Origin of the sequence: Ralstonia sp. AU12-08, from assembly GCF_000442475.1 — a bacterium.
Classification (GTDB): domain Bacteria; phylum Pseudomonadota; class Gammaproteobacteria; order Burkholderiales; family Burkholderiaceae; genus Ralstonia; species Ralstonia insidiosa.
Map to the genome: position 1 here is coordinate 105,686 of NZ_ASZV01000029.1, position 22,164 is coordinate 127,849.

Sequence of the window (22,164 nt, forward strand, 5' to 3'; positions counted from 1 at the left end):
TGCGCATGCGCAAGACCCTGCACAATCGCCGCCGGGACGGCTTCCTTATCCCATGTACATGCCGCCATTGACGTGCAACGTCGAGCCGGTAATGTAGCCGGCTGCCGGTGACGCCAGAAAGGCAACCGCGCTGGCGATGTCTTCCGGCGCGCCCAGACGGCCCAGCGGAATCTGCGCCTTCAGCGCGGTATGTTGCTCTTCCGACAGAACCTTGGTCATATCGGTATCGATGAAGCCCGGTGCGATGCAGTTCACCGTGATATTACGGCTGCCGATTTCGCGAGCCAGCGCACGCGCCATGCCTTCCACGCCAGCCTTGGCAGCGGCGTAGTTGGCCTGACCGGGGTTGCCCGCAGAGCCCACCACCGAGGTGATGTTGATGATGCGACCACCGCGCGCTTTCATCATCGGGCGCAGCACGGCGCGCGACAGACGGAACACTGCGGAGAGATTCGTGTCGATGACCGACACCCACTCCTCGTCCTTCATGCGCATCGCCAGGTTGTCTTGTGTGATGCCGGCATTGTTGACCAGAATGTTCAGGCCGCCATGCGTTTTGATGGTCTCGTCGATGACGGCTTCGCAGCGCGCAGCATCATTCACGTTGAGCACCACGCCCACACCCTTCACGCCGGCCTCGGCAAAGTAGGCCGTGATGGCTTGCGCACCAGCGTCCGACGTTGCCGTACCGACCACCGTCGCGCCCTGGCGTGCCAGTTCCAGCGCGATGGCACGGCCGATACCGCGAGACGCGCCGGTGACGAGCGCGACTTGGTTGTTCAATGCTTGGGTCATACGAATCCCGTTGATTATTTGAGTTGGCCCAGCACAGCCTCAAGCGAAGCCGGATCAAAGATCGCATCGCCGATGATCTCGCCGTCGATACGCTTCACCAGGCCCGCCAGTACCTTGCCCGGGCCGCACTCGACCACGCGGGTGATGCCGTCGGCTTTCATCTTCTGCACAGTCTCGACCCAGCGCACCGGCGAGGCAGCCTGGCGCACCAGCGCATCCTTGATGGCTGCCGGATCGCTCACGATCGCCACGTCCACGTTGTTGATGACGGGGATGACTGGCGCGTTGATCGTTACGTTGGCGAGATATTCACGCAGACGATCCGATGCCGGCTTGAGCAGCGACGAGTGGAACGGCGCTGACACCGGCAGCGGCAGCGCGCGCTTTGCGCCCTTGGCCTTGGCGATCTCGCAGGCCTTCTCGACAGCGGCCTTAGCACCCGCGATCACCACTTGGGCCGGCGCATTGAAGTTCACGGCTTCGACCACCCCTGCAACCGATGCCTCGGCGCATGCAGCGCGCACGTCGTCGTCCGACAAGCCGAGGATGGCAGCCATGCCGCCCTCGCCCACCGGCACAGCTTCCTGCATCGCCTTGGCGCGGAAACGCACCAGCGGTACGGCATCCTTGAAGGCGATCGCGCCAGCAGCGACCAGCGCCGAGTACTCGCCCAGGCTGTGGCCGGCCACGACGGTCGGCACCGGGCCACCTGCCGCCTGCCATGCGCGATAGACCGCCACCGCAGCCGTCAGCATGACCGGTTGCGTGTTGGTGGTCAGATTCAACTCTTCAGCCGGACCTTCGGCGATCAGCTTGCCGATGTCCTGACCCAGTGCATCCGAGGCTTCGGCCAGCGTGGCCGCCACGGCCGGATGATCGGCAAACGCATTGAGCATGCCGACCGATTGCGAACCCTGGCCGGGAAAGACGAAAGCGAATGTCATGGCTCGTATTGTTCGTTCTGGAAATTCGTCGATCAGAAGCGCAGCAGTGCCGCGCCCCACGTAAAGCCGCCGCCCACGCCTTCGAGCATCACGTGCTGGCCACGCTGGATGCGCCCGTCACGCACGGCAACATCGAGCGCCAGCGGAATCGAAGCGGCCGACGTATTGCCATGCTCATCAACGGTGACGATCAGGCGTTCGTTCGACAGCCCCAATTTCTTGGTCGTGCCTTGCATGATGCGGATGTTGGCTTGATGCGGGATCAGCCAGTCGACCTGCGAGGCCTCCATTTCAGCCTTGGCCAGCGCCTCACGCGCCACCTTGTCGAGCACTGTCACGGCCAACTTGAAGACGGCCTGGCCATCCATGTACAGAAAGGCACTGCCCTGGATCGCGCCCGCGGCCACATTGCCTGGCACGCACAGAATGTTGGCGTGGCTGCCGTCAGCATGCAGGGCCGTCGACAGAATGCCTGGCTCGTCGGAAGCCTGCAGCACCCCGGCACCCGCACCATCACCGAACAGCACGCAAGTCGTGCGGTCATTGAAATCGATGATGCGCGAGAAGACTTCCGAACCGATCACCAGCACGTTGCGGTACGCGCCGGAACGAATGAAGTTGTCGGCCGTCGACAGCGCGTAGACAAAACCGGAGCACACAGCCTGCACGTCGAACGCAGCACAGCCGTTGGTAATACCCAGTTTCTGCTGCACAAGGCAAGCCGTGCTCGGGAAGACGAAATCCGGCGTGGACGTCGCCACCAGAATCAGGTCGATCTCAGAGCGATCGATGCCGGCGGCCTCAATGGCGCGCTCGGCTGCCTTGACGGCGAGATCGCTACACGTGACATCGGGTTCGGCAAAGTGGCGCGCGCGAATGCCGCTGCGCGTGACGATCCATTCATCGTTCGTCTCGATGCCCTTTTCGGCCAGTTGTGCAGCCAGTTCTTGATTGGTGACCCGCTTGGGCGGCAGGTAGCTGCCCGTGCCGATGATCCTTGCGTAACGTGTCATGTGCAGTGGGGTGAATGCTGACTCGGGGGCAACGCGCTCAAGCGGCGTCGGCGGCCGGAGTGGAAGTGGAGACCGGCGCAGCGCCCGCTGCGTCGTGATGCGATTCGAACGCCTGCGCAATGCGGGCGATCACGCCGTTGGCCGCTGCGTCGTAGGCGCGCTTGATCGCCCATTCAAACGCATAGGCATCGGCCGAGCCGTGGCTCTTGATGACAAGGCCCCGCAGGCCGAGCAGCGCGGCGCCATTGTAGCGCCGATGGTCAACACGGCGTTTGAAACGCGAAAGCACGGGCAGTGCCACCACGGCGAGCAGCTTGGTGAACCACGAGCGGCTGAATTCTTCGCGCAGCATCTCGCCGATCATCTTGGCGAGGCCCTCCGTGCTCTTGAGCGCCACGTTGCCGACAAAGCCGTCGCAGACGACGATGTCCGTGGTGCCCTTGAAGATGTCGTTGCCTTCAACGTTGCCAAAGAAGTTGAGATCGGAAGCGCGCAGCAGCTCACCCGCCTGCTTGACGACCTCGTTGCCCTTGATGACTTCTTCGCCAATGTTGAGCAGGCCCACCGTCGGGCGTGGCTTTTGCTCGACCACCGACACCATCGCCGAGGCCATCTGCGCGAACTGCAAGAGGTGTTCGGGCTCGCAATCTGCGTTGGCGCCGAGATCCAGCACCGTGGTACCGGAGCCCTTCTCGTTCGGGATGGCGGTGGCGATGGCTGGGCGATCGATGCCGTCCAGCGTTTTGAGAACGTAACGCGACACAGCCATCAGGGCGCCGGTATTGCCAGCAGAGACGCACGCCTGTGCGGCGCCTTCCTTGAGCTGATTGATGGCCACGCGCATCGAAGAGTCTTTCTTCTTGCGCAGCGCGACCTCCACCGGATCGTCCATCGACACCACCTCGGAGGCAGGGACGACGTGGATGCGGGGGTTCGCGGTAGCGTGAAGACGCTTGAGCTGCGCCGCAATGACGTCAGGCTGCCCGACGAGCAGCATTTCGACGTCTTCGTGTGCGGCGAGAAATTGGATCGCTGCAGGGATCGTCACGCCAACGCCGTGATCGCCACCCATGCAGTCGATGGCAAGCTTGATGGTCATGCGAGTCTGAGTTGCGGTTTCACGTGCGGCTTCAGCATAGGCGCCGTATGGTACACAAACCCGACCACGTCTTGCCGAATTCTGCGCAACAAAAAAGCGGCAAATTGGCTTGCCGCTTTTTCGTTTGCATCATGAACCTGTGCGTTCAGACCAACCCAACGCGCTTGCCAGAGAACTGGCAAATCGCATCAGTCGTTCTTGGTCTTCACAACCTTGCGGCCACGATAGTAGCCGTTCGGGCTCACGTGGTGACGCAGATGAACTTCACCCGTGGTCGGCTCGACAGCGATCGGGGCCGTGGTGAGGAAGTCGTGCGAACGATGCATGCCGCGCTTGGACGGCGACTTCTTGTTTTGTTGAACAGCCATGACTGACTCCTAAGCAATTTGATCGATTTTATCACATCACACGGAGCCGGAGCGTAGCCATTCCGGTAGGCGTGTGAAACGTACTGCCATCAACGCACGCAAAACCTGCGTGCGCCTAATGTTTGGTCTTCAGATTGGCCAGCACCGCGAACGGCGACGGCTTCTTTTCGGCTTCCGCCTCTTCCGGCAAGACCTCATCCGGACAGACTGCATGACGCGGTGACACCGGCAGCGCCAGCAGCAACTCGTCTTCGATCTGCGTGATCAGGTCGAAGTTGCGGGAGCCAACGATGACATCTGCCTCGTCATCATCCAGCGGCGCCGCGTCGGCCTCATCCTCCGAGCGCATCACCTCCAGGCGCGTACGCACCGGCAGCGATTGCTCATAAGCGTGCAGGCAACGCTGGCATTGCAGCCAGACAACACCATCCACTTCCAGATCAACGAAGAGACGCTGGCGGGCCGATTGACCCGCAGTGGCTTCCTCGCGCACCGTGCCCTGCATCTGCCAACGGAACGGCTTGTTGGCATCAGCCGGCGCATCGGCGGCCTGCTCGGCCAGCAGACGGGGCATATCGGCCAGGGCGACCGTGCCACTTACCTGCTCGCCACTGCGGATGAACGCGAAAAGATCGAATGATCGAAAATTCATGATCGAACCCGCTGAACGCGTTGCCGCTTGTTGCCGATATGTGCGCGAAACCTGATTTGTGCCGCCTTGCGCGCGAACCCCGACACCTTTCGGCATCTTGCGCCTGGGCGCCCGGTTTGCGACACTGCGCGGCCAAACCGCGAAACGCGGGATTATAGCGAACAAAAACCTCTTACGTCAAAAGGTTTTCGCTCAAAAACCACTGCATCTTCAAGCACTTATGACTTCTGCCTCGCGTCCGCCGCTGATTCTCGGCTCCAGCTCACCTTATCGGCGGGAATTGCTTGAACGCCTGCGCCTGCCGTTTGAAATCGTGGTGCCGAACATCGACGAGACCCCTGCGCCCGGCGAATCGCCCGACCAGACCGCGCTACGTCTGGCCCGACAGAAGGCGGAAAAGGTGGCGTTGGACTATCCGGGCGCGCTGGTGATCGGCTCCGACCAGGTGGCCACGCTGGACGGCAAGCAGGTCGGCAAGCCTGGCGATCACGCCCGCGCACTCGCTCAACTGCATTGGATGCGTGGACGTACCGTCACATTCCACTCGGCGTTGTGCCTGTACGACGGCCGCACCGGGCAGCATCAAAGTGAGGATGTCCGCACGCTGGCGACGTTCCGCGACCTCTCCGATGCCGAGCTGGACGCCTACCTGCACTTGGAGCACCCCTACGACGTGGCCGGCAGCGCCAAATCCGAGGGGCTGGGCATCGCCCTGCTGGAGCGCGTGGAATCGTCCGACCCGACGGCCCTGGTCGGCCTGCCGCTCATCGCGCTGACCAGCATGCTGCGCAACGTGCACTACCCCCTCTTCGCCTAAATCATGGCTGGCACGCTTTATCTCATCCCGAACACACTCGGCTCGCGCGATGCGGCCGACCCGTTGCCCGACGTGATTCCCGCGGGCGTACAGCAGATCACTGCCCAGCTCGACTACTTCGTTGCCGAGCACGCCAAGACGGCGCGCGCGCTACTGAAGAAGCTGGCTGAAACCACGCCACTGGCGCGCCCGCTGCAGGAAATCACCATCCGCGAACTCAACGTCAAGACGCCGGATTCAGAACTGAAAGCACTGCTGGCGCCGATCGTTGCCGGGCAAGACGCAGGGCTGATGTCGGAAGCGGGCGTGCCGGCCGTGGCCGATCCGGGCGCCAACCTCGTGCGCCTCGCCCACCAGCACGGCGTGCGCGTGAAGCCGCTGGTGGGGCCAAGTTCGCTTCTGCTGGCGGTGATGGCATCCGGCCTGAATGGCCAGAGCTTTGCGTTTAACGGCTACCTGCCGGTGGATGCGGCTGAGCGCAAGACCAAGCTGCGTGCGCTGGAACAGCTCTCACGCTCAGCGGGGCAAACCCAGGTCTTTATTGAGACGCCGTACCGCAACGGCGCGCTGCTGGAAGCCATCCAGGCCGGTTGCGCACCGGGCACGCTGCTTTCCATCGCGGTAGATCTGACGTTGCCCAGCGAGCAGGTGGTGACGCTGCCCGTGAGCGACTGGCGCGCCGACCGCATGGATTTGCACAAGCGGCCGGCGATCTTCTCACTCCTGGCGCGCTGATTATTCCTTCATCAGCAGCTTGAGCTGGCCCGTCGCGGCCAGCGCCTTGACGGCCCCCGCGCCCATCGCCGTGCCAAGCTTGCGGGCAACGCGCGAGGCGAAGTTTTCCTTGACCGTGTAGTCGACCACGTCCGGCGCCTTGATCACGTTGCGCGCCACGAAATCCGCACTACCAAGCCCATCGGCCAGACCCAGCTCAATCGCCTTCGAGCCAGTCCAGAACAAGCCCGTGAACAGCGTCGGATCGTCCTTCAGACGGTTGCCGCGACCTTGCTTGACCACGTCGATGAACTGCTGGTGGATGTCGTTGAGCATGTCCTGCGCGTACTGCTTCTGCTGCGGCGACACCGGCGAGAACGGGTCCAGCATTCCCTTGTTCGAGCCAGCCGTGAGCAAGCGGCGCTCCACACCGACCTTGTCCATCAGGCCAGTAAAGCCGAAGCCGTCCATCAGCACGCCGATCGAGCCAACGATGCTGGCCTTGTCGACATAGATCTTGTCAGCCGCCGCGGCCACGTAGTAACCACCCGAGGCGCACATCTCCTCCACCACCACGTACAGCGGAATGTTCTTGTACTTGGCACGCAAGCGGCGGATGTCGTCATTGATCATGCCCGCCTGCACCGGCGAGCCACCCGGCGAATTGATCTTGAGGATCACGCCGACCGTGTTGTCATCGGCAAACGCGGCTTCGAGCGATGCATTGATGTTCTCGGCGCTGGCGTTCGTGCTGGCGGCAATCTCGCCATCGAGGTTGACCACTGCGGTGTGGCGACCGGTGCTGACGGTCTCGCCCTCGAAGCTGGCGAACGCCCAAAGAATCAGACCAACGATACCCAGCAACACGAAGCGGAAAAAGATGCGCCAGCGGCGCGCAGCGCGTTGCTCACGCACCGTCGCCATGAGTACCTTTTCGAGTACCTCGCGCTCCCAGCCACTCGGCTGCGCCTGGGCCGACGCGGGAGCCGCAGATGCAGGCTTGCCGGCGGCCGGATCACGCAGCTCAGCTTCGAGCGGGTGATCGGCGTGCCGCGTGACTTCCAGTGCTTCCGGTTTGCCGGCGCCCTCTTCGGGTGCGTTTTCAGGCCCTTTCGGCGGATTCGAGTCGGTCATAGACGAAGTGGAAAACGTTCGAGGAGATCGAGAAGATGGACGACACCATCATGCCGGTGGAATCGGCGCCGGTGCGGGTGCCGGCATGCGAAACAACGCGTCGGGCTGCCACCAGACCTCGCCGTCGCGCTCGGCAATGTCGAGCTTGGACAGATGCGAGCCTCGGCACGGCCCACCGACACAGCGACCGGTATCCGGCTCATAGATGGCGCCATGTGTGGCGCACATCAGATACAGCCCGGAGCTTTCAAAAAACTGGCCTTCCTGCCAGTCCATTTCCATCGGCACGTGCGCGCACTGGTTCAGGTAGCCATGCACGTCGCCTGCGTAGCGGACGACGAAAGCGCTCACCGTACGCCCACGCACTTCCACGGGGAAACGCACGCCTAGACCGCCATCTTCCAGCGCGGCGCTTTCGCAAATACGAACCGGTTCGGTCATTTCAGGCATGGTCAGCCAGCCAGCGATGCAGATCAGCGACCGATTGCGCGCAGTACAGCGGCGTGAGCGCATGCAGTACATCGGCAGGGTGCGCGCCGTATGTGACGGCCACACCGGCAGCCCCCGCATTGGCGGCCATCTGCAAGTCGTGCGTGGTGTCACCAATCATGAGCGTGCGCTCGACATCCATCCCGAGGTCGCGCGTGAGTTCGAGCAGCATCGCCGGATGCGGCTTGGAGAACGTCTCGTCAGCGCAACGCGTGTTGTCGAACACGCCGGTCAGGCCTGTGACCTCCAGCGCACGCTGCAGGCCGATGCGCGACTTGCCGGTCGCCACGGCCAGCAGGTAATTTTCGCCGCGCAGTGCATCGAGCATCTCGCGCACGCCCGGAAACAGCACCAGTTGCGAATCGCGGCTGAGGTAATGAAAACGATAACGTTCTGCCAACTTGCCGTAGTCGGCCGGGTCGAGCGTCGGCACCGCGTATTCGAGCGCATCGCGCAGCCCCAGACCGATCACGTGGCTGGCGTGCGCATCATCCGGCACGGGCAGATCCAGATCCCGGCACGCAAGCTGGATCGACCGGGTAATCGCCGACGTCGAATCCATCAACGTACCGTCCCAGTCGAAGACGATCAGGTCAAAGCGCTGCTGGGGCATCGGGATCGGGACTCTCAGATTGGAAGGCGTTGAGGAAATCGGCGCACTCGGCCGGCAGCGGCGCGTTGAATGTGACGATTTCACCGCTATGCGGGTGCGTCAATTGCAGGCGATGCGCGTGCAGGAACATCCGCCCCAGCCGCGGTGAGGCGTTCGCGCGCGATAGCGCCTTGTTGAGCGCGAAATCACCGTACTTGTCATCACCAAGGATCGGGAAGCCCGCATGTGCCAGATGCACGCGAATCTGGTGCGTGCGGCCGGTTTTCAACTCCGCCTCAAGCAGGGTGTACGGCCCAAACACGCCGACCTTGTTGAAAATCGTGTGCGATGGCTGCCCATCTGCCTGCACGCGCACGCGGCGCTCGCCTTCGGGCGTGGTGAATTTGTGCAGCGGCGATTTGATGTGCTGGCGCTTGTGCGGCCAGACGCCCTTCACGGCAGCGAAATAGCGCTTGTCGAGCTGGCCTTCGCGGATCTGCTCGTGCAGCGCCACCAGTGCCGAGCGCTTCTTGGCGAGCAGCAAGACGCCAGAAGTCTCGCGATCCAGGCGATGCACCAACTCAAGGAATTTGGCGTCCGGACGCGATTGACGCAACTGCTCGATCACCCCGAAAGCGACACCCGAGCCGCCGTGCACGGCCACGCCGGCCGGCTTATCAATCACCAACAGGTGCGCATCTTCGTGGAGGATCGTGAATTCGGCCGCCGGCACCACACGCGGCGCTTCAGTCTGCTGAGCGATCCGAAGCGGCGGAATGCGCACCAGATCGCCGAGTTTCAGACGGTATTCGGCATCAATCCGACCTTTATTCACGCGCACCTCGCCGGAGCGCAGGATGCGGTAGATATGGCTCTTGGGCACGCCCTTGGCCAAGCGCATCAGGAAATTGTCGATGCGCTGCCCTTCGGCGTCTTCACCGATTTCCACATAGGCGACGGATTTGCCATCGAGTGCGTCACGTGCGGCCTGTTGAATGCGGCCATCAAATGGATGGCGTAACTCATTCATTTTCAATATAATTTTCTCGCTGGACAGTCGTTTAGGCGCCAGCAAAGCCGGTCGGGACGAAACAACAGCTATTGTACACAGCCACCGTTTCCGTCCGGAACGTGCCGATTCCCCACCCACTTGTGTTACAAAGCTAATCACGTGGCCGGTCCAATCGGCACGAAAGCAGCACGCACCGCTGTCCCATCGCGCAGGACGTGAACCAAAGATCACGTCGGCAAGATCGGCCAGCGTAGAACGAGCAGCTGGTAGAACAGAATTCAAAAGCGGGCGCCACATGGTCTCCATACGGCGCCCGCTTGGTGAAAGAAGCCCTTGCCGCACCACAGTTGGTGCCGGCCGGCTCAGTATCCGGTTACCGCGTTGCCATGGCGGTCCGGCGGCAAAACTCCAACAAGCAGCACGCCGCCCGATTCGCCCCGCCGCGGGTTTCGCCCGGACACGCCGCGCCGTCTATTCGCTCTTTGTGGTCGCTTCACGCGACTCGCCGCCGCCGGCCCGCCCGCACAACGCGTTGGGCCCGTGGCACGAGTGACAGGACGCGCGACAAGACGCCAACCGCGTCTGCGAACTCCGCCCTGCCATCCGTGACGCCCTCATTTCTTTCGCCCGTGCCCCGTCGCGCCGTCTTTTCATCGGCCGACACCCCGGCAATTCGTTGACCACCCGCTCCGCCTTCGCGTGCTCCATGAAGCGCCGTGCATGCACGGCATCGGAGTGAGGTTGCAATGAAACGCATGTTGTTCAATGCGACGCAGCAAGAAGAATTGCGCGTCGCCATTGTCGATGGTCAGAAACTGATCGATATCGACATCGAAACCGCCGGGCGCGAACAGCGCAAAGGCAATATCTACAAGGGTGTCATCACCCGCATCGAACCGTCGCTGGAAGCCTGCTTCGTCAACTACGGCGAAGAGCGGCACGGTTTCCTCCCCTTCAAGGAAGTCGCCCGCGCCTATTTCAAGGACGGCGTGGACGTGCGCAACGCGCGCATCCAGGATGCGCTGCGCGAAGGCCAGGAGCTGATCGTCCAGGTTGAGAAAGAAGAGCGTGGCAACAAGGGCGCAGCCCTGACCACGTTCATCTCGCTGGCCGGCCGCTACCTGGTGCTGATGCCGAACAACCCGCGTGGCGGTGGCGTGTCGCGCCGCATCGAGGGCGAAGACCGCCAGGAACTGCGCGAAACCATGGCGCAGCTGGAAGTGCCGGACGGCATGAGCATCATCGCCCGCACCGCCGGCATCGGCCGTTCGGCTGAAGAGCTGCAGTGGGACTTGAACTACCTCATGCAGCTGTGGAAGGCCGTCGATGGCGCTGCCGTCGATAACAAGGCGCCGCTGCTGATCTATCTCGAATCCAGCCTGGTGATCCGCGCGATTCGCGATTACTTCCAGCCGGATATCGGTGAAATCCTGATCGATACGGACGATATCTACGATCAGGCCCGCGCCTTCATGAGCGTGGTGATGCCCGACAACATGAATCGGGTGAAGAAGTACCGCGACGACGTGCCCCTGTTCTCGCGCTTCCAGATCGAACACCAGATTGAATCGGCGTACTCGCGCATGGTGATGCTGCCCTCGGGCGGCGCCATCGTGATCGACCACACCGAGGCGCTGGTCGCCATCGACGTGAACTCGGCACGCGCCACCAAGGGCGCCGACATCGAGGAAACTGCCGCGCGCACCAACCTCGAAGCCGCCGACGAGATCGCCCGCCAGCTCCGCCTGCGCGACCTTGGCGGCCTGATCGTGATCGACTTCATCGACATGGAGTCGAGCAAGGCCCAGAAGGACGTCGAAACCCGTCTGAAAGACGCGCTGCGCCACGACCGCGCCCGCGTGCAGATGGGCAAGATCAGCCGCTTCGGCCTGATGGAACTGTCGCGCCAGCGCCTGCGTCCGTCGCTGTCGGAAGGCTCGCACGTCACCTGCCCGCGCTGTAACGGCACGGGCCACATCCGCGATACCGAATCGTCTGCCCTGCAGGTGCTGCGCATCATCCAGGAAGAGGCGATGAAGGAAAACACCGCCGCGCTGCACTGCCAGGTGCCGGTGGAAGTGGCTGCATTCCTGCTCAACGAGAAGCGCCAGGACATCAACCTGATCGAGACACGCTTCAAGGTCAACGTCCTGCTGATCCCGAACAAGCACCTCGAGACGCCGCACTACAAGCTCGAGCGCCTGCGCCACGACGATCCGCGCCTGGACGACACCAAGGCCAGCTACAAGATGGCCGAGGAAGCCGCCAAGGAACTGGAAGCCGACACCGCCTACAGCACCCGCAAGGAAGCTGCCAAGCCGCGTCAGGAAGCCGCCGTCAAGGGCATCACGCCGGAGCAGCCGGCGCCGGTGTCGGTGCCGCGTCCGGAGCGTCCGGCTCGCACCGAGCCCCCCGCTGCCCCGCAAGTGGCTGCGCCGGTGCCCGCACAAGGTGGTTTCATTTCGTGGCTGAAGTCGCTGTTTGGCGGCAAGCCGGCTGAGCCGGTGGTAGCAGCCCCAGTTGAGGCTCCGAAACAACGCGCTGAAGATGCCAACCGCCGCGACCGTGGCGGCCGCCAGGATCGCGGTGGCCGCGGCCAGCGTGGCGAACGCGCAGAACGTGGCGAGCGCCAGGGTCAAGGCCAAGGCCAGAACGGCCGCGATGGCAACCGCCAAGGCCGTGACCGCAACGAAGCCCGCGAAGGTCAGCAACAACAGGGCCAGCGCGAAGGTCAACGTGACGGCCAACGCGGCAATCGTGATCGCAACCGTCAGCCAGCTCAGGTCGAAGGCGGCGCGCGCGAAACCGCTGAAGCCCGCCAGCCGCAACACGGCCAGGAAGCCCGCGCCGACGGTCAGAATCAGGGCCAAGGCCGCCGCGAGCGCAACCAGGAACGCCGTGAGCGCCAGCCGCGCGAAGGTGCCCGCGAGGGCCGTGAAGGTCGTGAGGCCCGCGAACCGCGCGAACCGCGTGAAAACCGCGAACGCGATCAACAAGCCAAGGAAGCTGCCGCCGCAACTCCGCTGGCAGCAGAGGACCTGATCGACCAAGCTGCTGCACCGCAAGTACAGCAAGCCCTGCTCGACACCACGGTTCCGGCAGAAGTCACCGGCGCAGAAGGCGTGGCTCCGGGCGCAGAAGGCAACGGTGAGGGCGAAGAGCGCCGCCGTCGTGGTCGTCGTGGTCGCAACCGCTATCGCCGTGATCGCGAAGGCGCAGAAGGCGTGCGCGCTGAAGGTGAAGACGACGCGGAAGGCAGCGAAAACGCCATCGCAGAAACCGAAGTGCATGCTGGGCCTGAAGCTAACCAGCCCGCCGAGCCGGCACCGCACTCAACCGTGACTGAGCCGGTGCAGACTGTGTCGTTCGCACCGGTCGAAGCGCCGGCCCCGGTGGTCCAGGAGCCCGTGCTTTCGGCTGAAGTCGTGGCACCAGTCGCCGCCGCGCCTGTTGTGCAGCCGGCTGAACCGGCCGTGGTGGCTGCCGCTCCGGCAATTGAAGCTGCCGAGGCTGCTGTCGAAACTGCGATGGCCGCTGCACCGGCACCGGTCAGCACGGTCGCCAAGGCTGCGCCGCTGTCCGTCGAAACGCTGCAAAGCGTGGTGACCAATGTCGGCATGACGTGGGTCCATACGGATGCGCAAAAGCTGCAAGCCTCGCAGGAGGAAGCTGCCCGCACCGTCACGCCGCCGCGCGTGCCACGTGAGCGCAAGCCGCTGCCGCCGATCCAGCAAGGCCCAATGATCCTGGTTGAGACCGGCCGCACGCCAAGCGGTGCAGACCAGCAGTAAGCAATCTACCCGGCGGGCAACCGCCGGCGGCATTGCCTGAGGGCGGCTTCGGCCGCCCTTTTTCCTGTGCACGACTTGCAGGGCCTGAATTGTGCTCCCCGCGTCAAACGGGGGCTGCGCTACACTCGAAGCTGTATCCAGCGTGATCGTCCTGTCCTGCTTCGTGGATTGACGCGCCGCAACACACCATGACCGAAACCGTCATCCCCCTCTACGATCTGCGTGATGTACGTGATGGCCAGCACCATCGCGCTACGGTGCCTGCCGTGCCGGACACGCTCGTCCCGGCACAGGGCTGGCTGACGGATACACGCGGCCGTCGGCTGCACGATCTGCGTATCTCGGTCACAGACCGCTGCAACTTTCGCTGCGTCTACTGCATGCCGAAGGATGTGTTCGACAAGGACTACCGTTTCCTGCGTCACTCCGAACTGCTGTCGTTCGAAGAGATCGAGCGCATGGCGCGCCTGTTCATCGAGCACGGCGTCGAGAAGATCCGCCTGACCGGTGGCGAGCCGCTGCTGCGCAAGGACATCGAGCGCTTGGTCGAAATGCTCGCGCGCCTGACCACCGCCGAGGGCAAACCACTGGACCTCACGCTGACCACCAACGGTGCCCTGCTGGCGCGCAAGGCGCAGTCACTCAAGGATGCCGGGCTCAACCGCGTGACCGTCAGTCTGGATGCCATTGACGATGCGGCCTTCCGCCGCATGAACGACGTTGATTTTGCCGTGAGCGAGGTACTGCACGGTATCGAGGTCGCACAGAAGGTGGGCCTCGCGCCGCTCAAGGTCAACATGGTCGTCAAGAAAGACGACAACGACAGCCAGATCGTGCCGATGGCCCGCCATTTCCGGGGTAGCGGCATCATCGTGCGTTTCATCGAATACATGGACGTGGGCACGACCAACCACTGGGAGATGGGCTCCGTCGTACCGTCTGCTGAGGTGGTCAAGCGCCTGTCTGAAGCGTTTCCGCTGGAGCCGGTTTCGGCCAACTACAGCGGCGAGACGGCCGAGCGCTGGCGCTACGTGGATGGCGCGGGCGAGATCGGCGTGATCTCCAGCGTCACGCAAGCGTTCTGCCACGACTGCACGCGCGCGCGGCTCTCGACTGAGGGCAAGCTGTACCTGTGCCTGTTCGCGACCGAAGGCTTCGACCTGCGCGCCCTGCTACGCGGCGGCACGACTGACCTCGAACTCTCCAACGCGATCCGCGCCATCTGGCAGGGCCGCGCAGATCGCTACTCCGAACTGCGCGCCAATGGCCAGGGCCATCCGGCCGGCCGGCGCATCGAAATGTCCTACATCGGCGGCTGAACCCGCCAGCCACCCATCACATGATTCCGACATCCGACATCACCGGCCTGATCCTGGCCGGCGGCCGGGGCAGCCGCATGGGCGGCGTCGACAAGGGCCTGCAGACCTTCCGCGGCGCGCCGATGGCGATGCATACGCTGATGCGCCTGTCGCCGCAGGTGGATCACATGTTGATCAACGCCAATCGCAACCTGGCCGCGTACGAATCGTTTGGCGTGCCGGTCGTGGTGGATTCCGTACCGGACTTTGCCGGGCCGCTGGCCGGTGTGCTCGCGGGGTTGGAGCAATGCCAGACGCGCTATCTGCTGACCGCGCCATGTGATTCGCCATTCGTGCCGACCGACCTTGCAGCCAAGCTGTCGGCCGCGCTTGAAAAAGCCAACGCGCGCATCGCCATGCCGGTGACGATGGAGCCAGATGCGCACGGTCAACCGCGCAAGCAGGTACAACCGGTATTCTGTTTGCTCGATGCGCTGCTGGCCGACGACCTGACCGCCTACCTGCAAGGCGGCGGCCGTAAGATCGAAACCTGGACAGCGCGCCACCCGACGGTGGAAGTGTTGTTCGACGACGCCACTGCCTTCGCCAACATCAACACGCTGGAAGAACTGCACCACCTGGCTGAGCGCCGCTAGAGCGCCGCCCTCCCCCTCACCGACGTCATGACCACCCTCTCCTCCGTCGTTTCCTGCCTGTCTGACTACGATCCGAATGCGCTGCCGGTCGCGCAGGCGCAAGCCATCATGCGCGACTTCGTACAGCCGATCAGCGGCTTTGCGCGCGTGCCGATCCGCAGCGCGCTCGACCGTGTACTGGCCGAAGATGTACTGTCGTCCATCGACGTGCCCTCGCATGACAACTCGGCGATGGACGGCTTTGCCTTTGCCAGCACCGAACTCTCGCGCGGAGAAGGCGAGGTATCGTTGCATGTGATCGGCACGGCGTACGCTGGTGTCGCCTTCGATGGCACACCAGGCGCGGGCGAGGCCGTGCGCGTCATGACCGGCGCCGTCATGCCCGCCGGCTGCGATACGGTGATCCCGCAGGAATTCACGCAGGGCGACGCAAGCACCGTCCGCTTTGCCCGCGACGCCGTGCGTGCCGGCGACAATCGCCGCCTGCGCGGCGAAGACCTCGCCCAGGGCAGCGCAGCGCTGGCGGCGGGCCGCATCCTCCGCCCAGCCGACATCGGCATGCTCGCCTCACTGGGCGTCGCTGAAGTGCCGGTGCGCCGCAAGCTGCGCGTGGCGTTCTTCTCCACCGGCGACGAGCTGCGTTCCATCGGTGAACCACTCGACGCCGGCTGCGTGTACGACTCGAACCGCTACACGCTGCACGGCATGCTTTCGCGCCTGGGCGTGGAACTGATCGACATGGGCGTCGTGCGTGACGACCCGGCCGCGCTCGAAGCCGCCTTTCGCACCGCCGCCGAGAACGCCGATGCAATCATCACCTCAGGCGGCGTGTCCGTCGGCGAGGCCGATTTCACCAAACAGATGATGGCCAAGCTCGGCGACGTGACCTTCTGGAAGATCGCCATGCGCCCAGGCCGCCCAATGGCCTTCGGACGCATCCATTCCAACGGCTGCAGCGCCTTCCTGTTTGGCCTGCCGGGCAACCCGGTGGCGGTGATGGTGACGTTCTATCACTTCGTGCGCGGCGCCTTGCTGCGCATGATGGGTGCGACGGAATCGGGCACGCCGCTGGTACCGGCCGTGAGCGTGGCGTCGATCCGCAAGCGCCCCGGTCGCACGGAGTATCAGCGCGCGATCGCTGCATTGAACGATCGCGGCCAGCTCGAAGTCCGCCTGACCGGCCAGCAAGGCTCGGGCGTGCTGCGTTCCATGAGTGAGGCGAACTGCTTCGTGGTGCTCGCGCACGAGCAGGGTCAGGTGAACGCGGGGGATGCCATACAGATACTGCTGTTCGACGGGCTGATCTGAGACTTGGGACCCGTGTCGTCTGGCCTGCTGTCGCTACAGGCAAGCCCCATCACAGTGCGAGCGTGGCGCTCACGGCGCCTCCCGCTGGAAGCCGTGCGGCATATTGTCGGTTTTTTGCGTCACCCTCAGGGCGCGGGTATCGGCGCGTCGGTCGATTCGCTACACTTTGCGCCAGTTTGAATGTTTAGAGCCTGCGTGACGCCATGATGAAAAGGGAGATTGTCTACCTCCACCCCGCCCACACCGCGCGTGCGCTGGTGCTGGTGTACCTGTGTTTCTCGCTCCCGATCGTCGGGCTGGTGTTCTTTACCGGCTTTGTCCGCACGGGTGAGCTCCCGGCAATCGCCATTCTGAGCGGCTTGCTACTCAACGCGCTGATCGGCTTTGGTGCACTTTGGCTCGGCTGCCACGCCTACAACTGGGTGGCCGCACGCTTTGGCGGCATCGAGATCGCGCTGCGCGATGTACCGGAAGAAGCTTGATCCGGTCGTAGGCCGATAAAAGAAGGGGCGGAAAATTCCGCCCCTTTTCTTTTGCTGATGCTGTTGGCTTATTCAGCCTCGGCCTCGTCATCCGATGGCACAGCTGACTCCAAACCCAGTACGTTCTGCGCGGAATCGCTGGGCAAAGCCTCCACCGACTTGAGCTTGCTACTCATCACGCGGGTGCGTCGCTCGGCGTCCCCGATGTTGTTGATGGCACGTTCCAGCGTGGTCTTGGTTTTAGCCAGCACATCGCCAAACTTGCCGAACTCAGTCTTGACCGCGCCCAGCACTTGCCAGACCTCACTGGAACGCTTCTCTAGCGCCAGCGTGCGGAAACCCATCTGCAGACTGTTGAGGATGGCCGTCAGTGTGGTCGGCCCCGCCACCGTCACGCGGAACTTGCGCTGCAGTTCATCTGTCAGGCCCGGACGGCGCAGCACCTCAGCATAGAGACCTTCGGTCGGCAGGAAGAGAATCGCGAAATCCGTCGTCGCCGGCGGTGCAATGTACTTCTCGTGGATGGTCTGCGCTTCCTTGCGTACCGCCACCTCCAGCTCGCGGCTGGCGACGGCGGCGGCTTCTGCATCGGCGCGTTCCTGTGCGTCAAGCAGACGCTCGTACTGCTCCTTCGGGAACTTGGCGTCGATCGGCAGCCAGACTGCGGCGTCACGATCCGCATCGTTCTTGCCGGGCAGGCGGATGGCGAACTCCACGCGTGCGCCGGTGCCACGCACAGTTTCGACGTTCTTGTCGTATTGCTCGGGCGTAAGCATCTGCTCCAGCAGCATTTCCAACTGGACTTCGCCCCAGGTGCCGCGCGTCTTCACGTTGGTCAGCACCTTCTTCAAATCGCCCACGCCTTGCGCCAGCGCCTGCATTTCGCCTAGGCCGCGATGCACCTGCTCCAAACGGTCCGACACCAGCTTGAACGATTCGCCCAGGCGCTGCTCCAGCGTGGCGTGCAGCTTTTCGTCGACGGTGCGTCGCATCTCGTCGAGCTTGGTGGCGTTGTTGGCCTCGATGTCCTTGAGCTTCTGCTCCAGCGTAGCGCGCACCTCGGCCAGACGGCGTTCGTTGCCCTCGCCGAGTTGGGCGAGCTGCTGCTGCATCGCCTCGCCAAAGCGGCGCAGCGCGTTGCCCTGCTCTTCGCGTGCCTGCTGGGCCTGCTGCTGCAGGCTCTGGCGCACAGCTTCCAACTGCTGGGTGTTCGTCTCCGTCAGCTTGGTGAGCTGCTGGGCGAATGTGTCGATCTGGTTGTTCTGCAGCGTGGCGACGCTGGTGAGCTGCGTCGCCAGCACCTGCTGGAACTGCCCCAGCTGTTGCGTGGCATCGCTGCGGCCAATGCGTGCCGTCTCGGCAATTTCGCCGCGCAGTTCACGCTCGATGCGTTCATTGCCGCGTGCAAGCTCCCGCAAGAGCCCGTCCTGCATCGCCGCAAGCAATGGCGACACATCGTTTGCCGCCGGGCGCGACACGCCTCGCCAGATCAGCACACACAGCACGGCCACGATGGCCACGCCAAACAACGTCAATAAAGCCAGCCAATCCATAGGGGCGTTCAGTTTGATCAGGAAGCGGCGCGCGGCACAGCCAGCGCATCAGGGTTCAACAAGTTGGGCGGTTGGCCCGCGTGCGGGCCGAAACCGAGTGCGGCAATCAGGTTGTCAGCGGCCATGTTGGCCATGCCCAGGCGTGTGCCCAACGTGGCACTGGCAATGTGCGGCGTGAGCGCGACATGCTCGGCCTCCAGCAGCGCTGGATGCACCTTCGGCTCGCCTTCGTACACATCGAGACCGGCCGCAAAGATGCGCTTGTCAGCCAGTGCCTGCGCCAGCGCGGCATCGTCGACGATACCGCCGCGCGCGAGGTTGACCAGCGTGGCAGTCGGCTTCATCTGCGCCAGCTCGGCCGCGCCGATGGCGTGATGACTTTCCTTGGAATACGGCAGCACCAACACGAGATGATCGGCCTGCTTCAGCAAATCTTCCTTGCTGACGTAAGTGGCACGCGTGTCCTGCTCGATCTCGGGCGCGAGCCGGCTGCGGTTGTGATAGATCACGCGCATCGAGAAGCCGCTCGCGCGCCGCGCCAACGCCTGCCCGATGCGGCCCATGCCAAGAATGCCCAGCGTGCTGCCGTACACCTCGGCACCGAGGAACATGTCGTACGTCCAGCGCTTCCAATGCCCCGCACGCAACCAGTGCTCGGACTCCGGCACGCGGCGGGCGGCGGCCATCAGCAGCGCCCAGCCAAAGTCCGCTGTCGTCTCGGTCAGGATGTCCGGTGTGTTGGTGGCGAGAATGCCCGCGCGCGTCATCGCCGGCAGATCGAAGTTGTTGTAGCCGACCGCCATGTTGCACACCGCCCGCAGCGTCGGTACGCGGCTGATCAACTCGGCGTTGATGGTGTCGGCGGCGTTGGACAGCAGCCCCACGCGACCCTGCAAGCGCTCGGCCAGGGCTTCGGGCGGATAGACGACATCCGCCTGGTTGTCGATCACGTCGAAGGTTTCGCGCAGGCGCTCCAGTACTTCGGGAAACATCGCGCGAGTGACAAGGATTCCGGGTTTCATACGCTCCACACTCACTGAAATTGAGATGCTCTGGAAACCGTTGCGAGCGGTCCGAGGCTGGTCCGAGACGCGCAACCGTACACGCGTACGGTGAGCATCACAGGGCCAGGATCGGACCGCGCAGTAGGTTTGCAGTGCATCTCTAGCGGAAGAAGACGAAGGTCATGAGCACAAAGATCGGCACCAGAATGCCCACGGACCACAACATGTAGCCGAAGAAGCTCGGCATCTGCAGGCCACGGCTCTCTGCAATGGCCTTGACCATCAGGTTGGGGGCATTGCCAATGTAGGTATTCGCACCCATGAACACGGCCGCAGCCGAAATGGCCGCCAGCGTGGAGGCGCCCTCGGTCATCAGCATCTTGGCGTCGCCGCCGGCAGTGTTGAAGAACACGAGATACGTCGGTGCGTTGTCGAGGAAGGATGACAGCAACCCCGTCGCCCAGAAGTACATCGCGTTGTTCGGCTGCCCTGCACTGTCGTTGACGAGACGAACGATCATTGCGAACGGACCATCCACACCCGCCTTGAGCATGGCGATGACCGGCCCGATGGTGATGAAGATGCCGGCAAACAACTTGGCGACTTCCAGGATGGGTTCCCAGTTGAATTCGTTGCCGGCGCGCGCGCTGCCGGGCGTCAGCCACAGCGAGAGCAAAGCGATGCAGACCAGGCCAATGTCACGCACCACGTTCTGCAGCAGCACCTCGGTGCCCATCACGTTGAAGACGATACCGGGCTTCCAGAGCCCGCTCATCAGCACGAGGCCCAGGATGCCAGCCAGCAGGATGAAGTTGACGTTGCCCTCGAAGCGCAACGGACCGGCGTCGTCGGGCGTGGCATCGGTGATGTTGGGCAGCTCTTCCTTGCCCGTGTGATAGAAGTAGCTGTCAACCGCGAAGAAGATCGCGAGCAGCAGCACCCACATCATCAGCGTCTCGCGCCAGAGGTACTTGGCGGTCCAGAAGAAATCGACGCCCTGCAGGAAGCCGAGGAACAGCGGCGGATCGCCCAGCGGCGTCAGTGCCCCGCCCGCGTTGGCCACCAGAAAGATGAAGAACACGACGACGTGCGCACGGTGCCGGCGCGCCTCGTTGGCGCGCAGCAGTGGCCGGATCAGCAGCATGGCCGCCCCGGTCGTGCCCATGATGCTGGCGAGAACCGTGCCCAGCCCGATGAGGCCCGTATTCAGTTTTGGAGTGCCGTGGATATTGCCGCGAATGCAGATACCGCCGGCCACTACGTACAGTGCGGCGATCAGCGCGATGAACGGGATGTACTCCGCAAGCGCGGCATGGATGACGGAGGCAACAGCAGACTCACCGCCAAAGCCGATGCCGAACGGCACCAGAAACGCCAGCGCCCATGCCGCCGCGATCTTGCCGTAGTGGTCGTGCCAAAGCTTGGGCGCTACCAGCGGTGCAATGGCAATCGACAGCAAGATGCCGGCAAACGGTGCGCCCCACCAGAGCGATAACTCCGCGCCATTCACGTCGGCGGCACGCGCCAGGCCACAGGAAAACAGGAAGACAAGGGGCCAGAGGCGTTTCACGTAGACGTTCTCCTAAGCATTGGCGCGCCGCGAAGCCACACGCCACATGAACAAAGACGCCAGTGTAAACGCCTAGGGTCCGTTACCCCATGAAACGTACACACATGTTTGACAGTGCCGCCTGGGCAAACCCAGGGATCAGGCGCCTGTCACGACGATGACGTGTACGCGGTACGGGCCGTGCGCGCCGAGCACGATGGTCTGCTCGATGTCGCCCGTGCGGGAGGGCCCGCTGATGACGTTGGTCGCGCGCGGCAATTCGCCCCGCTCCGTGCGCATCAACGCGTAGGCATCCTCCAGGTGGGCGACGATGCGCGACTGCGGCACCACGGCGATATGCGTCTCGGGCAGCAACGCTGCGGAGGCCACATTCTCCGGCCCCGACAGCAGCATCAGCGAGCCGGTTTCGGCAATCGCGCAGAAGCAGCCGGTAATGCCGACGAGGTCGCCGTGGTCGTGATCGGCTTGCGGCTCGCGCACCGGCGGACGGAATTCAACGTTGAGTCCGGCGGCCGCCCAATCGAGCGATTGCAGCGTGGTCCATGCAACGGCGCGCGGCGCAAGGTTCAAGCTGGACAGATAGCGCGCCGCAGCCGCCGGCACGTCGGCCAGCGTGGCAACGGACTCCAGCGTGGAGGCCATCTTCAGCGCCTGCTCGGCAAAGTGCGCAGCGAGGTCTGCGGGCATCGGCGGACGCGGGCCAGCCGGATGGCGCGCAATGTAGTCGGCCACGGCGTTGCGCTCGCCTTGCGTAGGCTGCTCCGGACGATGTTGCGCGTTGCGGATGCGCGCAAAAATGGCGTCGCGTGCGCGGGTCGTGTCGAGCGGGTCGACGGGGGTATCCGGTCGTGATTCCATGGCGGCTCCGAAAGA

At 63.7% G+C, this 22,164-nt stretch carries 21 protein-coding genes; 7 read left to right on the forward strand and 14 right to left on the reverse strand.

Annotated features, from left to right (window positions below; translation table 11 throughout):
• Positions 1 to 45: 45 nt before the first annotated feature.
• The 6 genes from fabG to C404_RS45230 form a co-directional block, all read right to left on the reverse strand.
• Complete coding sequence (gene fabG, locus C404_RS45205; protein WP_021195373.1) at positions 46 to 795, reverse strand: 3-oxoacyl-ACP reductase FabG; 750 nt, start codon at positions 793 to 795, stop codon at positions 46 to 48.
• Between the two features lie 14 nt (positions 796 to 809).
• Positions 810 to 1,739, reverse strand: a complete 930-nt coding sequence (fabD, locus tag C404_RS45210; protein WP_021195374.1) for an ACP S-malonyltransferase — start codon at positions 1,737 to 1,739, stop codon at positions 810 to 812.
• Between the two features lie 32 nt (positions 1,740 to 1,771).
• Positions 1,772 to 2,752: a beta-ketoacyl-ACP synthase III gene (locus C404_RS45215; protein ID WP_021195375.1), complete on the reverse strand. Its 981-nt coding sequence runs from the start codon at positions 2,750 to 2,752 to the stop codon at positions 1,772 to 1,774.
• Positions 2,753 to 2,789: 37 nt separating this feature from the next.
• On the reverse strand, positions 2,790 to 3,851 hold the full coding sequence (plsX, locus tag C404_RS45220) for a phosphate acyltransferase PlsX (protein WP_021195376.1): 1,062 nt from the start codon (positions 3,849 to 3,851) through the stop codon (positions 2,790 to 2,792).
• Positions 3,852 to 4,039: 188 nt separating this feature from the next.
• Positions 4,040 to 4,219: a 50S ribosomal protein L32 gene (rpmF, locus tag C404_RS45225; protein ID WP_003268823.1), complete on the reverse strand. Its 180-nt coding sequence runs from the start codon at positions 4,217 to 4,219 to the stop codon at positions 4,040 to 4,042.
• A 115-nt stretch (positions 4,220 to 4,334) separates the two neighbouring features.
• A complete protein-coding gene (locus tag C404_RS45230; RefSeq protein WP_021195377.1) occupies positions 4,335 to 4,871 on the reverse strand; it encodes a YceD family protein in 537 nt (178 codons plus the stop codon).
• A 220-nt stretch (positions 4,872 to 5,091) separates the two neighbouring features.
• On the opposite strand from C404_RS45230, the gene C404_RS45235 reads away from it, so the two are divergent.
• Positions 5,092 to 5,688 (forward strand): Maf-like protein, encoded by a 597-nt coding sequence (locus tag C404_RS45235; RefSeq protein WP_021195378.1) that lies wholly within the window; start codon positions 5,092 to 5,094, stop codon positions 5,686 to 5,688.
• A 3-nt stretch (positions 5,689 to 5,691) separates the two neighbouring features.
• Complete coding sequence (locus C404_RS45240; RefSeq protein ID WP_021195379.1) at positions 5,692 to 6,423, forward strand: SAM-dependent methyltransferase; 732 nt, start codon at positions 5,692 to 5,694, stop codon at positions 6,421 to 6,423.
• Here C404_RS45240 and C404_RS45245 read toward each other — a convergent pair whose 3' ends face one another.
• Genes C404_RS45245 through C404_RS45260 form a run of 4 tightly spaced genes read right to left on the reverse strand, consistent with a single transcriptional unit; the run spans position 6,424 to position 9,647 of the window.
• Positions 6,424 to 7,536, reverse strand: coding sequence for a S49 family peptidase (locus tag C404_RS45245; RefSeq protein WP_021195380.1), 1,113 nt, complete (start codon positions 7,534 to 7,536; stop codon positions 6,424 to 6,426).
• A gap of 48 nt (positions 7,537 to 7,584) precedes the next feature.
• Positions 7,585 to 7,986: a Rieske (2Fe-2S) protein gene (locus tag C404_RS45250; RefSeq protein WP_021195381.1), complete on the reverse strand. Its 402-nt coding sequence runs from the start codon at positions 7,984 to 7,986 to the stop codon at positions 7,585 to 7,587.
• Complete coding sequence (locus C404_RS45255; protein WP_021195382.1) at positions 7,979 to 8,638, reverse strand: HAD-IA family hydrolase; 660 nt, start codon at positions 8,636 to 8,638, stop codon at positions 7,979 to 7,981. Before C404_RS45255 ends, C404_RS45250 begins: the two co-directional genes overlap by 8 nt.
• Positions 8,619 to 9,647: an RluA family pseudouridine synthase gene (locus C404_RS45260; protein ID WP_021195383.1), complete on the reverse strand. Its 1,029-nt coding sequence runs from the start codon at positions 9,645 to 9,647 to the stop codon at positions 8,619 to 8,621. Before C404_RS45260 ends, C404_RS45255 begins: the two co-directional genes overlap by 20 nt.
• Positions 9,648 to 10,375: 728 nt before the next feature.
• On the opposite strand from C404_RS45260, the gene C404_RS45265 reads away from it, so the two are divergent.
• The 5 genes from C404_RS45265 to C404_RS45285 all read left to right on the forward strand — a co-directional run bounded on the left by C404_RS45265 (position 10,376) and on the right by C404_RS45285 (position 17,164).
• Positions 10,376 to 13,420, forward strand: a complete 3,045-nt coding sequence (locus C404_RS45265) for an Rne/Rng family ribonuclease (RefSeq protein WP_031329514.1) — start codon at positions 10,376 to 10,378, stop codon at positions 13,418 to 13,420.
• Between the two features lie 188 nt (positions 13,421 to 13,608).
• A complete protein-coding gene (gene moaA / locus C404_RS45270; protein WP_021195385.1) occupies positions 13,609 to 14,739 on the forward strand; it encodes a GTP 3',8-cyclase MoaA in 1,131 nt (376 codons plus the stop codon).
• Positions 14,740 to 14,759: 20 nt separating this feature from the next.
• Positions 14,760 to 15,374: a molybdenum cofactor guanylyltransferase MobA gene (gene mobA / locus C404_RS45275; RefSeq protein WP_021195386.1), complete on the forward strand. Its 615-nt coding sequence runs from the start codon at positions 14,760 to 14,762 to the stop codon at positions 15,372 to 15,374.
• 27 nt (positions 15,375 to 15,401) lie between these two features.
• Positions 15,402 to 16,682, forward strand: coding sequence for a molybdopterin molybdotransferase MoeA (gene moeA, locus C404_RS45280; RefSeq protein WP_021195387.1), 1,281 nt, complete (start codon positions 15,402 to 15,404; stop codon positions 16,680 to 16,682).
• 203 nt (positions 16,683 to 16,885) lie between these two features.
• Complete coding sequence (locus C404_RS45285; RefSeq protein ID WP_021195388.1) at positions 16,886 to 17,164, forward strand: membrane protein; 279 nt, start codon at positions 16,886 to 16,888, stop codon at positions 17,162 to 17,164.
• Positions 17,165 to 17,232: 68 nt separating this feature from the next.
• Here the strand turns inward: C404_RS45285 and C404_RS45290 are convergent, their stop codons facing one another.
• The 4 genes from C404_RS45290 to C404_RS45305 all read right to left on the reverse strand — a co-directional run bounded on the left by C404_RS45290 (position 17,233) and on the right by C404_RS45305 (position 22,149).
• A complete protein-coding gene (locus tag C404_RS45290) occupies positions 17,233 to 18,717 on the reverse strand; it encodes a DNA recombination protein RmuC (RefSeq protein WP_021195389.1) in 1,485 nt (494 codons plus the stop codon).
• 17 nt (positions 18,718 to 18,734) lie between these two features.
• Positions 18,735 to 19,739 carry a 2-hydroxyacid dehydrogenase gene (locus C404_RS45295; RefSeq protein ID WP_031329516.1) on the reverse strand — a complete coding sequence of 335 codons (1,005 nt, stop codon included), beginning with the start codon at positions 19,737 to 19,739 and terminating at the stop codon, positions 18,735 to 18,737.
• Between the two features lie 142 nt (positions 19,740 to 19,881).
• Positions 19,882 to 21,291 carry a sodium:proton antiporter gene (locus C404_RS45300; RefSeq protein WP_021195391.1) on the reverse strand — a complete coding sequence of 470 codons (1,410 nt, stop codon included), beginning with the start codon at positions 21,289 to 21,291 and terminating at the stop codon, positions 19,882 to 19,884.
• A gap of 138 nt (positions 21,292 to 21,429) precedes the next feature.
• Positions 21,430 to 22,149, reverse strand: coding sequence for a LutC/YkgG family protein (locus tag C404_RS45305; RefSeq protein WP_021195392.1), 720 nt, complete (start codon positions 22,147 to 22,149; stop codon positions 21,430 to 21,432).
• Positions 22,150 to 22,164: the final 15 nt, after the last annotated feature.